Origin of the sequence: Corynebacterium sp. 13CS0277, assembly GCF_002994655.1 — a bacterium.
Classification (GTDB): domain Bacteria; phylum Actinomycetota; class Actinomycetes; order Mycobacteriales; family Mycobacteriaceae; genus Corynebacterium.
Map to the genome: position 1 here is coordinate 113,566 of NZ_PPDL01000004.1, position 14,859 is coordinate 128,424.

General features: G+C 65.0%; 11 protein-coding genes. 4 read left to right on the forward strand and 7 right to left on the reverse strand.

The window, feature by feature from the left end; translation table 11 throughout:
• Nucleotides 1–14: 14 nt before the first annotated feature.
• Both C1Y63_RS02550 and C1Y63_RS02555 read left to right on the forward strand, forming a co-directional pair.
• Nucleotides 15–1,469 carry an ATP/GTP-binding protein gene (locus C1Y63_RS02550; RefSeq protein ID WP_106014898.1) on the forward strand — a complete coding sequence of 485 codons (1,455 nt, stop codon included), beginning with the start codon at nt 15–17 and terminating at the stop codon, nt 1,467–1,469.
• 103 nt (nt 1,470–1,572) lie between these two features.
• The gene (locus C1Y63_RS02555; protein WP_146128836.1) at nt 1,573–2,181 is read left to right on the forward strand and encodes a GNAT family N-acetyltransferase; all 609 of its coding nucleotides are present in this window, start codon (nt 1,573–1,575) and stop codon (nt 2,179–2,181) included.
• 67 nt (nt 2,182–2,248) lie between these two features.
• Here the strand turns inward: C1Y63_RS02555 and C1Y63_RS02560 are convergent, their stop codons facing one another.
• Both C1Y63_RS02560 and C1Y63_RS02565 read right to left on the reverse strand, forming a co-directional pair.
• Nucleotides 2,249–3,706, reverse strand: coding sequence for an MFS transporter (locus tag C1Y63_RS02560; protein ID WP_106014931.1), 1,458 nt, complete (start codon nt 3,704–3,706; stop codon nt 2,249–2,251).
• A 368-nt stretch (nt 3,707–4,074) separates the two neighbouring features.
• On the reverse strand, nt 4,075–4,398 hold the full coding sequence (locus C1Y63_RS02565) for a heavy metal-binding domain-containing protein (protein ID WP_106014900.1): 324 nt from the start codon (nt 4,396–4,398) through the stop codon (nt 4,075–4,077).
• 824 nt (nt 4,399–5,222) lie between these two features.
• Here C1Y63_RS02565 and C1Y63_RS02570 point away from each other — a divergent pair.
• Nucleotides 5,223–5,855 carry an NAD(P)-dependent oxidoreductase gene (locus C1Y63_RS02570; protein ID WP_106014901.1) on the forward strand — a complete coding sequence of 211 codons (633 nt, stop codon included), beginning with the start codon at nt 5,223–5,225 and terminating at the stop codon, nt 5,853–5,855.
• A 690-nt stretch (nt 5,856–6,545) separates the two neighbouring features.
• On the opposite strand, the gene C1Y63_RS12475 is transcribed toward C1Y63_RS02570, so the two are convergent.
• The gene (locus C1Y63_RS12475) at nt 6,546–6,779 is read right to left on the reverse strand and encodes a hypothetical protein (RefSeq protein ID WP_146128837.1); all 234 of its coding nucleotides are present in this window, start codon (nt 6,777–6,779) and stop codon (nt 6,546–6,548) included.
• Between the two features lie 795 nt (nt 6,780–7,574).
• Between C1Y63_RS12475 and C1Y63_RS02575 the strand changes: the two genes are divergently transcribed.
• Entirely contained in the window at nt 7,575–9,149 is a 1,575-nt protein-coding gene (locus C1Y63_RS02575; protein ID WP_106014902.1) for an aspartate:alanine exchanger family transporter, read from the forward strand.
• Nucleotides 9,150–9,297: 148 nt separating this feature from the next.
• On the opposite strand, the gene C1Y63_RS02580 is transcribed toward C1Y63_RS02575, so the two are convergent.
• From C1Y63_RS02580 to C1Y63_RS02595, 4 genes are all read right to left on the reverse strand, one after another.
• On the reverse strand, nt 9,298–10,443 hold the full coding sequence (locus tag C1Y63_RS02580) for a hypothetical protein (RefSeq protein WP_106014903.1): 1,146 nt from the start codon (nt 10,441–10,443) through the stop codon (nt 9,298–9,300).
• Nucleotides 10,444–10,661: 218 nt separating this feature from the next.
• Entirely contained in the window at nt 10,662–12,278 is a 1,617-nt protein-coding gene (locus C1Y63_RS02585; protein WP_199189048.1) for an alpha-glucosidase, read from the reverse strand.
• Entirely contained in the window at nt 12,263–14,023 is a 1,761-nt protein-coding gene (locus C1Y63_RS02590) for an alpha-glucosidase (protein ID WP_106014905.1), read from the reverse strand. The genes C1Y63_RS02585 and C1Y63_RS02590 overlap by 16 nt, the downstream gene beginning before the upstream one ends.
• The gene (locus tag C1Y63_RS02595; RefSeq protein ID WP_158256062.1) at nt 14,020–14,835 is read right to left on the reverse strand and encodes an endonuclease/exonuclease/phosphatase family protein; all 816 of its coding nucleotides are present in this window, start codon (nt 14,833–14,835) and stop codon (nt 14,020–14,022) included. Before C1Y63_RS02595 ends, C1Y63_RS02590 begins: the two co-directional genes overlap by 4 nt.
• Between the last annotated feature and the right edge of the window lie 24 nt (nt 14,836–14,859).

Here is a 14,859-nt window from a genome sequence, read left to right on the forward strand (position 1 = left end):
TTAGGCTGCGGCGTATGTTGCTGAGTCTCGCCCTGGAGAACTATCAGTCCTTCCGTGATGAAGTGTTCTTCACCATGCAGCGCAAGGGCTTCAACACGAACATGCCCGCGGGGGACAAGGGCTGGTCGGACTGTGTTCATCCTGTGGCGGGCCTGTTCGGTCCCAACGCCTCGGGCAAGTCCACGCTGCTGACAGCATTGGCTGAGTTGAGTGCCATCGCGCGCCATACGGTGGAGCCAGACTGCTCCGCGCGCTCGCTGCACCGCTACTACCGCGGTGACGTGGAATGTGCGGAGGCGCCGACGGTATGTGATCTTGAGTTCGTTGCGGACGGCCACCGCTATCGCTGGTACCTCGAGATCGACGCTGAGGGTGTGCGTGAGGAGCAGCTGGATGTTGTGACGACGAGCCGCTGGCGGAGGGTCTTTCACCGCACCGCGACGCAGGTGACCTGGGGATCTTTGGCAGAGGTCGGTGCAGCTGCCCAGCAAGCAGTCGCCCGCGTGCTGGACCCCGATGTGCTGCTCCTCGGCGCTGTGAGGATCCTCGGCGACGACGCCGGTGTGGCGGCTCCGGCCGCGCGGTGGATCTGTTCGCAGGTCACGCTGCTGCAAAGCACCAGTGGCTTCGACAAGTATGAGCAGAAGCTCGCTGAGTTGATTGTCGATGAGCGTTGGCGGGAAGTCGTCAACGTCATTCTGCGGCATGCTGATGTCGGCATCAGTGAAGTCCGGCTTGAGGAACGTGAGTTGACCTCGACGCTGCTGGCGCGCATCGACAAGCAGCGTCGAGAGATCGAAGAGCCGCTGGAGAAGCATGGTGTCACACCGTGGGCAGGTGCACGTACCTGGCCTTCATTCGACGAAGAGGATGGGAAGCAGATTCTCCGGAGCATTCGACTTGTGCACCATGCTGGGGGCGGAAACTTTGAGCTCCCGCTCGAGGAGGAGTCGGAGGGCACCCGGGCTGTCCTGATCCTGATGATTCATGTTGCTCTCGCCTTCGAGCGCGGCATGACTTTGCTGATCGATGACATCAGCAGCACCCTGCATCGGGAGCTTGTTGAGCAGATCCTGACCCTCTTTCGCGATGACCGCTTTGCTGAGTATGGCGCTCAGGTGATTGTCGCCTCCCACGATTCGACCCTGATGGATGGATTTCATGACGTTGATGCAGTAGATGCTGTTTGGCTACTGTCGAAGCGCTCGGGCGCGAGTCGGCTCAGGTCGCTCGGCGAATTCTCGGTGCGTAAGCAGCATCGCGTGTCGACGCGCTATGCGGAAGGCGTCTACGGCTCCGTCCCCTTTGCGGAACTGGAATTCGGCGCTGTGGTCGATCTTGCCCTGGGAAATGTGCAATTTCCCCAACCTGACGGCGCCTCCCGCGACCCCTTGGCTCCATCAGGTCACGGGGAGGACGCCCCTGACCAATCTCCGGTGGCAGGGCGGCGGGATGCCGTAAAAACCTAGCTCGGCGGGACGTGAACGACATCCCACGACGTGGCGTGCCTGCTTCCGCGGTGCCTGTCGTTCTTGAGGCGCTGGAGTCTCTGTCGACTGAGAAAGGAATGAAGTGATCCGACTGAGCCCACTCGCACCTGCTGTGCGGGAGCAGTTCATCACCGCACTACAGGCCGCTTTCCGTGCGGGTGCGGCACTCTACGAGGTGGGCGACAGCCCTGCGGGTGGCCCCGGTGGTGCCGCAGGGGAGGAGATCATCAGCCGCGCTGAGGTTGCTGACGCACTCGACGCGCCGGGCGCGGTGGCCTACACAGTCGATGGAGGCGAGGCGGAAGCACCCGCGATGGTGGGCGGGCTGGTGCTGCAGATCCCGGCGGCGCACCCCGATCCCCACAGTGCGAGCGCTGCCGATGGGGACGAGCCCTCGGGGGATCATGTTGGGGAGCTGGTGTTGTTCTTCGTCGACGTCCACTGCCACGGGCAGGGGATCGGCCGGCGCGCCTGGGCGGCGGTGGAGGAACTCCACCCGGAGATCACCACGTGGGTGACGCACACCCCGACCTTTGAGAAGCGCAACATTCACTTCTATCGGGATGTACTCGGGTTCCACATCACCGCCGTCACCCCGCCGCTGGCACCCGGGGTGGAGGCCACCCCGGAGGAGGAGCAGCGGGCGGACATGGTCCGCTTCGAAAAACACCTCACGCACCGCGCGTCCTGAGGAAGCGGCAGGGCATGGTGTAGTCCGCGTCCGCTCCGGTGTGCGCCGCGGGCGCCTGTAGGTGGGGTTAGGCGGCGCTCGTGCTGGGAGCGCGGGTGGGCGCGGGGAGGGAGTGCTCGAGATCCTGGTTGGTTTTCTCGGGCAGTGCCCACACGGCTGCGCTGGCGGCGAGGAAGCTCACGGCAAACACGGCGAACACCACGATCGTGCCGGATAGGGCGACCGGCCCCAGGCTGCCGGTGAGGCTGTCGCCGAACGCCAGCAGCGGCGGCACGAGGAGCGGGGCGATGATGCCGGCAACCCGCCCCGTGGCGGCCGCCAGGCCGGTGCCCGTTGCGCGGACGGCGGTGGGGAACACCTCCGGGCCGATGGCGTACAACGCGCCCCAGGCGCCCAGGTTGAAGAAGCTCACCAGACAGCCGGCGATCATGATGCCCGTCGGCGTGGTCTGGAGGCCGAAGGCTGCGGCCGCGAGGGCGGAGCCCACGAGGAAGCTGGAGAGGGTGGCGCGGCGGCCAATCTTTTCCACGAGGTAGGCGGCTGCCGCATAGCCGGGCAGCTGCGCGAGGGTGATGATGAGGGTGTAGGCGAAGGACTTCACGAGGCTGTGGCCCTGCAGGAACAGCAGGGTGGGCAGCCAGATGAAGGTGCCGTAGTAGGCGAGGTTGACGAAGAACCACACGGCGGACAGGGCCAGTGCGCGCCCCCGCAGGCTGCGGGTGCGCAGCAACCCCACCAAGCCTGAGGGTGCGGGCACCTCCGCATCGGCAGACGTGTGCGGCGCAGCCGCGTTGGTGGCGTCGGGGCTCATGGTGGTCCGCGGCGGCGTCGGTGCCTCGTAGCGGGTGGTGCCCTTCTCAAAGGAGCGGACGGCGGCCTCCGCCTCCGTGAGGCGGCCTCGGGATTCGAGGTAGCGCACCGACTCCGGCAGGTGGCGGCGCACCACAATGGCATACAGGGCGGGGATCACACCGGTGATCAGCGCCCAGCGCCAACCCCCGTCGAGGGGGACGACGAGGAAGCCGACGAGGGCGGCGGCGAGCCAGCCGGCCGCCCAGAAACTCTCCAGGGCGACGACGACCCGACCGCGGATGTGGCGGGGCGCGTACTCGGCCACCAACGTGGACGCCACCGGCAGTTCAGCACCCAGGCCCAGGCCGACAATAAACCGCAGGGCGATGAGCACACCCACCCCACCGGCCAACGCCGAGGCCCCCGTCGCCACCCCGTAGATGAGCAGCGTGAGCGCGAAGACGTTGCGGCGGCCGATCTTGTCGGCCAGGAGTCCGCCGACGCTGGCGCCGATCATCATGCCGACGAAACCGGCGGACGCCAGGGTGGACAGCTGCCCTTGGCTCAGCTGCCACTCTTTCGCGAGTGCCGCCATGATGAAACTAATGAGGCCGACGTCCATGGCGTCGAGTGCCCAGCCGATACCGCTGCCCACGAGGAGTTTTTTGTGGGCGGGCCCGAAGCGCAGCCCGTCGAGGCGCTCCGTGCGGGAGAGGGTGTCCGTTGTCTGCATGGGGAAACGGTAGCGCTGTGCGGGCATCCGCACATGCGACAGGGGTGACGATCATGTTCTTTTCCCACGTCGCGCTACCCCCGCACACCCGACATCAGTGTGCAAGACGGTGCCAAGGTGGTCGCCGAAGCGGCCCCAACCGCGCCGTCACTGACGCACGGGAACCGTGGGCTCGGGGGCGCCACCCGCAGCGGCATGGCTCCACCGCCATGCTGTGGCACCAACCGCATATCGCAGAGAGGCAAAGCCCCCAGGGGCTGTGCTCGCGTGCGGGTTAAGAACACGCGGCAACCCCTGGGGGCGAGCCGCCCTGAGGTGGGCGGCGTCAGGACGAAGAAAGAGAAAACGAGAACATGGTGGGGGGCAGGCTAGCTGCTCAGCCGGACGGCGGTGCCGGTGGCAGTCACCATGAGCATGTCGCTGGCCTGCCCCATCGGCGTGTACTCGACGTGCACGCCCACCACAGCGTCCGCACCCATCTTCTGGGCGCGCTGCTCGAGCTCCTGCAGGGCAGACTCCCGAGCCTTGAGCGCTTCCTTCTCGTAGGTTCCGGAGCGGCCACCCACCAGACCACGGATGCCGGCGGCGAAGTCCTTCACGGCGTTAATGCCGGCCACGGTCTCGCCGGCGACGACGCCGAGATACTCCGCAATCGGGCGGGTCTCAACAGTGTTGGTAGTGGTGATGATCAATGGCGCATCTCCTTCATGGTTGGAGGTGAGGGATGGACAGGGGGAACTCAATAGGGAAAGGAGGTGAAGAGGGAGAAAGGCTGATGCTGGTGATGGGCCGTCACGCGGGTGCGTGACAAGACGAAAGCCCTTCGGCAGCATCACGGCCCAGCATAACGACGACCCCAAACCGGCGCGCGGCGTCGGCGAGCCTTCTGTTCGAATGATTGCGGAATTCACCAGATTATGTCGCTCCTTTGGGCACGCGTGTCCGGGCAAAGTGTTGTGCTGCGAGCGGGTGTGGTGCCCGGGTCCTTGGTGGGCCGTGGACGGGGGTGGTGCTCGAGGGTGGAGTGGGGCTGCCCGGGTCATACGGGTGGGAGCGGTGGCGGCACGGCGGGGGAGTGATCGGTGCGATCGGGGTGATCGGGTAGGCGGCAGTGGGCCCGTGGAGAAAATTTTTTTTTCCAGCCCTGGCCTGCGGCGATGGGGGAGTGGGGGAAGATTATTCCGCCGCCAGTGGAATACCTGTGACGCGTCACCAGTTGTGTGGGGTGTGCGCAACGACGCCGCCCATGCGGTGCCACAGCGTGCAGGTCCCAGTGAAGTGGTCAGTTACAAGCGCTGGTGACCGCCCGCAGGAATCCACATCCGTCGTGGATGCCAGGCACCGCACCCGGGTTGTCGCTGTGTGAGAGCGTTCAGCACACCGCTGCTTCTCTCGTGGTTTTCTCCCCGGCGGACCACGCCCCCATAACCGGGGTGTGGCCCACCACCTCATACTTCTTCTCTTTCCCACCTTCAGTACATTCCCCTCAATTTTTCTCACCCAAGGAGTTCCTCCCATGCGTATTGCAGTTATCGCCGCCTCCGGTAAGACCGGCCGCAAGATTGTCGACGAGGCCGTCCGCCGCGGCTTCGACGTCACCGCCATCACCCGCAAGCCCACCGAGACCGGTGCACAGCACAACCTGGTGAAGGACATCTTCGAGCTCACCGCCGAGGACCTCGCCGGCTTCGACGTCGTCGCCGACGCCTTCGGTGCCTGGACCCCGGAGACCCTCCCGGACCACACCCGCCACCTGCAGCACCTGGCTGGCATCCTGGCTGGGACCCCCACCCGCCTCATCGTCGTCGGTGGCGCCGGCTCCCTCTTCGTTGACGAGGAGCTCACCACCCAGCTGAAGGACACCCCGGACTTCCCGGAGGCTTACAAGCCGATCGCTGACGCCCAGGGCGCTGGCCTCGATTTCCTCCGCACCGCAGAGGGCGTGAACTGGACCTACCTGTCTCCGGCCGCTGACTTCCAGGCCGACGGCCCGGCTGGTGCCGAGCTGTTCATCGGTGGCGAGCAGTTCACCGTCGACGCTGACGGCAACAGCACCGTCTCCTACGCCGACTACGCCCGCGCCCTCGTTGACGAGATCGCCAACCCCGCCCACGCTGGCGGCAAGCGCTTCAGCGTCCGCAACGCCTAACTGAAGTCCCCGCGCAGCCCGGCCCCATTTCCGCCAGCTGTCGAGGCTCAAGCAAGCAGGCCCTCCCCGTATCCCGGGGAGGGCCTGCTTTTCTGTGATTAGTGCGCCGCCGCACGCAGAGAGGGGTGTGGGGCGTTGGCTGGCAGCGACGACATCAAGAATTTCAACCGATAGAAGAACGCCCGGCCAACGCTGCTCTTTGCTTCGTGGCGTTCCACATGGGACCGAGTGCTCGTGGTTCGCAGGGCTGCGGTCTCACTAATCCTCTTCTTGAGTGGGTCAACGAGTGTAAATGTGAGCCATTCATCGAAGACCGAAGCCTCCGTAGATGTGGTGAGCCAATAAAGTCGTGGTTGCCATCGAAGCGTGTGGTGTGCCGGTGGGTAATCATGAATCCCTGCCTTGTGTCCGAGGACGGACTTTGGAAAAGCGTGCCGCGCTCTGTTAGAGATCGGACGAAAGGCCGCCGTGATGGGAGCCTCCCGTGTGGCCTCGGAATTGCCGTAGAGTCGATTCTGTTGTTCATTATTTTCTTCCGAGGCCATTTTTGCAGCCAACTGGTGCGAAGTGCCTGTTAGAAGCATGTGTCGCGCACTTGGTTGGCCAGGCTCAGCATGGCTTCTAAGGTTCGTTTATCATGTTGTCACCTCCTTTGGGTTACTTGTGGATTCGAACATGGCGGTTCTCTTCTTAGAAGAAGGGGAAATCTTCCATGAAAGTTGCTATTGCGTCCATCGCGTTTTCAATCCATCGATTGAACCTTGGAAATAAGGCAAAATCTAAGCTTTCCTCGAATTCTCCCGTTGCTTCGCGGTGGGAGATGCTCACGAGGCGTAGGTTGATTTTGCGCGACATGAGCCTGTGGCTACGCGGCTTCAGCCTCTTGGGAACCTTTGGTGATTTAAAGTTTTTTACTTTTTTCAAAGTACTCTCCTTTTATAAAAATAGTTTCTACAGAATGCTCTGCGGCAAAATAAGTTTAACATATTTCAGGAAGAATTGCAAACAAAATATGTTCACTTGCAACTTGTCCAATATGTTGTCAGGTTGTGCCTCGTTTGAGATTCGTTGGCGTGAAGAAGTGTCGCCATTGTGTGAATTAAAAGAAAAGTGCCGGTAATCGCCTAGTTTTGGATGTAATGGCTTGTCTGGTGGCACATCTGGTTCGTGGCGCACGTGAAGTTAGTCACATGTCATGATTTTCTTGGGGCCCCCAACCTGGACCCCATTCGGTGAAGTGCTTCACACGCAGCTCTGGGTGGCCTGTGGTTTTTGTGGGATTGTGTGGGTTTCTGCCCGCGCTGGGGTGTGGGAGTGGGCTGTCAGTGGGCTGTGTGTGGCACGGGTGCTTCTAGCGAAAGGTGGGCTTTTGCTGGAACAATGGGGGTCATGCGCGCCCCTGGGTGGGCGTGAAATGAAAAACCACACGTTCACAACTGCGTGTCCCCGTCTGTGGGGCGCGGGCTGTGCGTGTGGCTGGGTGTGTTGACGTGGCACCGGATGCGTTCGGTGGGGCGTGGGCGCATCGTTCGTTTGTCGTGACTGGTGTTGGTCTCTTCTTTTTGTCCGTCACGGTGTCCCCGCGTGCTGCGCGGGCGGGCCGGCGGGTGGCGGCGCTGGTCGTTTTTTATCCTTCATAACCGCCCCTGCCTTCAGGGTGCGTGCTGCTGCCGGCTGGTGGTGGGCTGCGCTGAGGCCGGGGAGACTTGGACAGGCACAATGCTTAACTACTTAGCGGCGAACCCGCTGCTGATGATCTTCGTGTTCTTAGGTTTCGGCATGGCGATCGGCAGCATCAAAGTCAAGGGCGTGTCCCTGGGTGCTGCGGCCGTGTTGTTCCTCAGTATTGGCGTCTCCGCGTATGCGCGCGGTCATGGCGTCGATATGGAAATCCCGGCGGCGGTCGGCCAGGTGGGCTTGGCGACGCTGACGTTCTCCATCGGTATGGCCAGTGGCCCGAACTTCTTTGCCGCGATGAAGACGGCCGCCGGCCCCTTGGCGCTGCAAACGCTGGTGCTGATTCTCTGCGGTGTTGTCGCGTTCGGTGGCGGCACCGCGCTGGGCCTGTCGCCCGGCATCATCGGCGGCACGTTCGCCGGTGCGTTGAACTCGACGCCCACGCTGGCGGCGGTGAGCGCCACCTTCCCGGAGGCAACCGTCGGCTACGCCGTGGCCTACCTCTTTGGTGTGTTGGCCCCGCTGGGCTTCATCCTGTTGGCGCTGCGGCATGCGGGCTCCGATAAGGACGAGCCGAGCCCGGTGGAAAACGTCACCATCCGCGTGGAGCGCGCCGACCGCCCCACCTTAGGCGATGTGGTGGCCCGCGCCGGCGCGGAGCTGACGTTCTCCCGCCTGCGCCGCGGGGAGACCGGCCCCATCCTGCACCCCACGCACTCGGACGTCCTGGAGACCGATGATCTGCTCACCGTGGTGGGCACGAAGGAATCCGTGAAGGCCGCCACCGAATACTTGGGCCACTCCTCCCACCACTCCCTCATGGTGGATCGGCACGATCTGGACTTCCGTCGTATTACGGTGTCCAACCCGGAGCTCTATGGCCGCCGTCTGAGCGCCCTCGATGTGGAGCAGCGTTTCGGCGCCACGATTAGTCGTGTGCGCCGCGGTGATGTCGACATGATTGCTACCGGTGATGTGCAGCTGCAGCCCGGCGACCGGGTGCGCGTGGTGTTCCCCGCCGACAAGCTCAAGGAAGTCTCCGCCTACTTCGGTGACTCCTCCCGGGGCTTGACCTCCATTACGCCGGTTGCGTTCGGTATCGGCATGACCCTCGGTATTCTCCTCGGGGCGATCGCGATCCCGCTGCCGAGCGGTGCGTCCTTCTCCCTGGGTGCCGCGGGCGGCACCCTCATGGTGGGCCTCATCTTCGGCCGCATTGGCCGTATCGGTAAGTTCGCCACCACGATGCCGTTTACCTCCACGCAGGTGCTCGCCGACTTCGGTCTGCTGGTGTTCCTCGCGCAGGCCGGTGTGAAGGCCGGCGGCCTCGTCAGCGACGCGTTCGCTGGCGGCGACTGGTGGAAGATCCTCATCGTCGGCGCCGCCGTCACCCTGACGCTGTGCATCGGCATGTACCTGACGATGCGCTACGTCATGAAGATGGGTGGCACCACCCTGGCCGGCGTCATCGGTGGCGCCCAGACCCAGCCGGCGGTGCTCGCCTTCGCCAACGATCGCACCGGCGCCGATCCCCGCGTCGCCGTCGCCTACGCGATGATGTTCCCCCTGGCGATGATCGTGAAGATCCTCGTCGCCCAAACCATCGTGCTGCTGTAGCGCACGACCCCCGCGGCATACTGCGGGGAAGCAACACCAAGCCCCGCCCGGGATTCCTGGGCGGGGCTTGGCGCGTCTCCTGGGGTGGGAAGACGGCGCCGGTGTCCGCGGCGTGGTGCGGCGCCGAGGGGTGTGTGGCGCTCTGGCCTTAGAGGATCTCCTCCACCGCGGCGAGGGGAATGTGCGCCCAGTCGGGGCGGTTCGCCAACTCGTAGGCCACCTCGTACAACGCCTTGTCGAGCACATACGCCTGCAGCAGGGTGTCCTCGGCGGCTGCGAAGTCGTGCGCGTCGCGGCCCGCGTATCCCAGGGAACGGATCATGCCCGCGATGTCCCGCAGGGGACTGTCGGGGGCGTTGCGTTCGCTGATGCTGCGGGCGGGCTCCCCTTCGAAATCGATGACGTGCAGGGCAGGCTCCCCGGCCGCATCCTCACTGAGCAACACCTGGCCCAGGTGGTAGTCGCCGTGGATGCGCTGCACCGGGACGCGCTCGATGTCGCGGACCTGGTCGAAGAACGCGATCGCGGCATCCCGGTAGGGTGCCAGCGCCGGGATCTGCGGCATGCGCGCAATGAACGCATCCGCGATCTCCTCGCCCGTGTGGGTTGCGGTGGGGAACGCAGCCCGCAGGTCCGCGTGCATCTGGTCGGTGAGGCGCCGCAGCCGCCCCAGATCCACCTCGGCCACTGCCTCCCAGGCGTCCCGCGCCCCCGGCACCAAGTCCTGCGCGTAGGCGGTGACCCGCGCGGCGGCGCCGGCGCCACCGGGTGCGGTATCCCGCCACACGGCCCGCAGCCGGGGTGCGACCGTGGACCCCACCCGCGCCAAGCCGGCCAAGGTCTCCACGTCGCGGTTGGGGCCCTCCTCCAGCAGGCGGAACACCTTGAGTGCGACGGCGTCGCCCTGCGCTGCGTCATCAACGATGAGGCTGGTGTTGGACTGTTCCACGCCCATGCCGCGGGCCGCGGCCCCCGGTGGAACCGCCGGGGTGAAGAAAGATTCCTCCTCCCCAAGCAGCCCCACGTCGCGGACGAGGGCGGTGGCGGTGTCGGCATCGGCGAGGGTATCGCGGCTCAACTCCCGGTCGACGATCATCCGATAGTGCGCCCCATCGGCGCGCACCTCCACCCACCAATCGTCGGCGCCGAGCGGCTGGCAGGACACCACCTCCAGGGATCCGATCCCGGTGTCCTTCGCCCGGAAATAGCGGCTGCTGGCGAGGATTGTCCGCAGAGTCTCCTGAGGCAACTCTGCGGTGCGGGGTGTGCGGCTTGCGGGGGTGTGCTGGTCCATGGGGTGAGTCCAAACAAGTCGGGGGTGAAGCAAGAATGCGTGAGGAGGGCGGAAGTGCCGTCGGGTGCGGTGCGTGGGCGCGGCGGTGGGAGATAGGGGGCGCGGGCATGGTGCAGCAGCGCACAAGGGGCCTGTATCTGTTCCTACCATGCAGCGCCCGCGGCACCCACGGCACCCACGGCGCCCGCGGCGGCTTGCGCCGGGGGCCGCGCTGGCTTTTAGGGTGCCAGCAGTTCGACGCGCAGCTCCCAGGGGGCCAGGGTGATGCTGTCGCCCTGCGGGGTGGACGGGGTGCGCAGGTTGCTCAGTACCACCTCGCCCTGCGGCAGGGTGCGCGTCGGCGTGGTTGCGGAGAAGTTCGCCACCACGAGGGCGCGCCGCCCCGTGCTGCTGGTGCGGGTGTAGGCCATCACAGTGTCATCATCGATATCGAGGGGCGTGAAGGTGCCGTCGATGAAGATCTCCGGGTAGTCCTGCCGCAGCGCCAATAGGGCGCGGTAAAACTCCAGCACACTGCCCTCGGTACCCTCCTGGGCGGCGACGTTGATGGTGGTGTGGTTGTCGTTGATCCCAATCCACGGCTCACCCGTGGTGAAACCCGCACCCGGGGTGGCATCCCATTGCATCGGGGTGCGCGCGTTGTCCCGACCCTTGGTGTAGATGAGCTCCAAACGCTCTGTGTGCGTGAGATCGGTGCGTTCCCGGTAGAGGTTGAGCGACTCCACATCCCGGTAGTCGTCGATGCTGTCGAAGCGGACGTTCGTCATGCCGATCTCTTCCCCCTGGTAGATGTACGGGGTGCCGCACTGCAGGTGGATGAGCCCGCCGAGCATCATCGCCGCCTCCGGGGAGTCATCGGCGAAGCGGGACACCGCCCGCGGCTGGTCATGATTGTTCAAGTACAGGCTGTTCCACCCGCGGCCCTGCAAGCCCTCCTGCCAGGCGGCGAACACTGCCTGCAGCTTCGGCAGTTCCAGGGGCGCGTGGTTCCACTTGTCGCCTGCAGCATCGAGCATCATGTGCTCGAAGTGGATGACGGAGTCCAGCGCCTCGCAGTAGCGCACCGCATCGGCAGGAGTCGTCTCAGAGGTCTCGCCCACGGTGAAGACATTCGGGTCGCGGAACACCCGGTCGGCGAGCTCGACGAGCCAGGGGTGCACCTGGGGGCCGTTGATGACGAAGGGGATCGCGGACCGCCCGCCGGTGGGGTCGTCGGGGAAACCTTCCGGCTTGGAGATGATGTTGATGGCGTCCAGCCGGAACCCATCCACCCCCTTGTCCAACCAGAAACGCACGACGTCCGCCGCCTCCTGCCGCACGACAGGGTTGTTCCAGTTGAGGTCCGGCTGCTTCGGCGAGAAGATGTGCAGGTAGTACTGGCCGCGCACCTCGTCGAAACGCCACGCCGGCCCGCCGAATTCGCTGCCCCAATTGTTCGGCTCGTCCCGCCAGATGTAGTAGTCCTCGTAGCCGGGCACCCGGCGGCGGGACAGCTCGAACCATTCGTGCTCGTCACTGGTGTGGTTGACCACGAGGTCCATGATGACCTTGATACCGCGGGCGTGCGCCTGCGCGAGGAACTCCTCGAAGTCGGCCATGGTGCCGTATTCGGGGGCGATGGCCCGGTAGTCGGAAATGTCGTAGCCGTTGTCGTCCTGCGGGGAGGCGTAGATCGGCGACAGCCACACCCCACCGATCCCAAGGTCGCGCAGGTAGTCCAGCCGGGAGGTCGCCCCCGGCAGGTCGCCGATGCCATCACCGTTGGAATCACAAAAACTCCGCGGGTAGATCTGGTAAATCGCAGTATTCTTCGCCCACATTAGTTGCTCACCCACACCTGCGCCTCGTAGGGGAACAGCTCCCCGAACACCGGCCGCCAGCCCGCCGGCTGCAGGGTCGAATAGTTGTCGTTGAGCAGCTCGAATTCCTCGCCCGCGAGCTGCGGCAGGTGCCGGGCCTGGAAGGTGTCGCGGAAGTTCGCCACCACCACGAGGCTGCGCCCACCCCACTGCCTGCGGTAGGCGACGACGTCCTCGTCGACGTGCAGCAGCTCGAAGGTGCCGAACGTGATGATCGGCAGCGTGTGCCGCAGGCGGATGAGCTCCCGGTAGTGGTGGAACACCGAGCCCGGGCGGGCCAGGGCGCTGGCGGCGTTGATCTCGGGGTAGTTCGCCGCCACCGGCAGCCAGGGGGTGCCCGTGGTGAACCCGGCGTGCGGGGAGGAATCCCACTGCATCGGGGTGCGCGCATTGTCGCGGCCGCGGGCAGCGATAAACGCCATCATCTCCTCGTGGGAAATCTTCTGGGAGTCGGTGACGTACGTGCGGTAGGCGTTGTGGATCTCCAGGTCGTTGTAGTCCTCGAGGCGGGCAAACGCCACATTCGTCATGCCGAGCTCCTCCCCCTGGTAGATAAACGGGGTGCCGCACAGCATGTGCAGGGTGGTACCCAGCATCATCGCCGACAACTCCCGCCAGGCGGGCGCATCGTTACCGAAGCGGGACACCACGCGCGGCTGGTCGTGGTTGTTCCAATACAGAGAATTCCACGCCCGCCCCTGCAGTGCCTCCTGCCAGCGCGCCAGCGTCCCCATGAGCGCCCGCGGGGAGGCTTTCCGCGTCGACCACTTGCCGAAGCCCTGCTCGCTGCCGTCGAGGAACATGTGCTCAAAGGTGAAGATCATGTCGAGCTCACCCCGGTCGACACCTGCGAAAAGAATCCCGTCCTCCGGGGTGGTGTCCGGGGTTTCACCGACAGTGATGGTGGGGTAGTGGTCCAGCACCTCCCGGCGCATTTCCTGGAGGTACTCGTGCACCCGCGGCCCACGGGCCGCCATGTGGAGGGAGGATTCCTTGCCGCCGGCGGCAACCCGGGGATCGTCCGGGAATTCAGGGTCCTTCGAGATGACGTTGATGACGTCCATGCGGAACCCATCGACGCCCTTGTCCAACCAGAAGCGCATGAGGTCGTACACCTCCTGCCGCACGGCAGGATTGTCCCAGTTGAGGTCCGGCTGCTTGGGCGAGAACATGTGCAGGTAGTACTGGCCGCGCACCTCGTCGAACTCCCACGCCGAGGGGGAGAAACAACTCACCCAGTTGTTCGGCTCATCCCGCCAGATGTAGTAGTCCTCGTAGCCGGGCACTCGCCGGCGGGACATCTCGAACCACTCGTGTTCGTCACTGGTGTGGTTGACCACCAGGTCGAGCATGATGCCCATGCCCCGGGCATGCGCCTGTTCGAGGAAGGTGTCGAAGTCGGCCATCGTGCCGAACTCGGCCATGATCTCCCGGTAGTTGGAGATGTCGTAGCCGTTGTCGTCGTTCGGGGAGGCGAAGATCGGCGACAGCCACAACACATCCACCCCCAGCTGCTGCAGGTAGTCCAGCCGGGAGGTGATCCCCGGCAGGTCGCCGATGCCGTCACCGTTGGAATCGCAGAAACTACGGGGATAGATCTGGTAAATCACCTTCGCGCGGAAGTCATCCGGCACGGCCGCCGCAGCGGCCGAGGCCGTCTCAGTATCGATCGGGGCGGTGGCGGTGATGTCGGGGATGTCGGGGGTGGGGTTGGTGCTCATGGGATCTCCACAATCAGGGCGCTGTGATCGGATAGGGCGTCGGCAGTGTTGTCCGCGAACACTACCTCGTGGTGGGTGGGCTGCAGGTCGGGGGTGCACAGCACCACGTCGATGCGCAACGCCTCCTCATTGTCCTCCCACCCGTGAATCTTCTTATGGACGGTGGCCTCCCCGAGGACCGTGCCGGCGGTGTGGAAGGAGTCCACCCACCCGCTGGTGATCATCAGGTCGTAGCCTTCGCCGCGCAGGTGGGCGGGGTTGTTGATGTCGCCGGCGAGAATCATCGCTTCACCACCGCCCAGGTTCTCCAGCTGGGGTTGCAGGGCCTCCCACTCGGTGCGGGCCTGCGGCCACCACGACAGGTGCGTGGTCACCACCCAGCGGCCGTTGATACGGGCGGCAAGGGAAACCCGCCGCCGCACGTCGCTGTAGGCGTAGGGCTCCGTGCCGGGCGTGTGGTGCGGCAGCACCTCCACCTGCTCCACGGGGTGCCGGGAAATGATTGCTACGCCTTCGTCGTAGAGGCCGAAGCCCTCGTGGGCCTCCGCCCACGCCCACTGCGGCGCCTCCCAGCCGAGGGCGCGCAAAGCACGCACCAACAGCCAGGCGTAGTTGTCCTCCCGCACCGGGCGGGTAGCGGCACCGGTGTATCCCTCCGGGTCATACACCGCGGGGGAGTGCTGGTACTGGTTGACCTCCTGCAGGCACACCACATCCACCCCGCGGGCAACGATCTGGCGCGCCAGGGAAAAAATCTTCGGGATTTGGTGCTCCTCCAGCCAACTGTGCGTATTCAGCGTCAGCAATTTCATACGCCCCATACTAAGCCCGTGGGC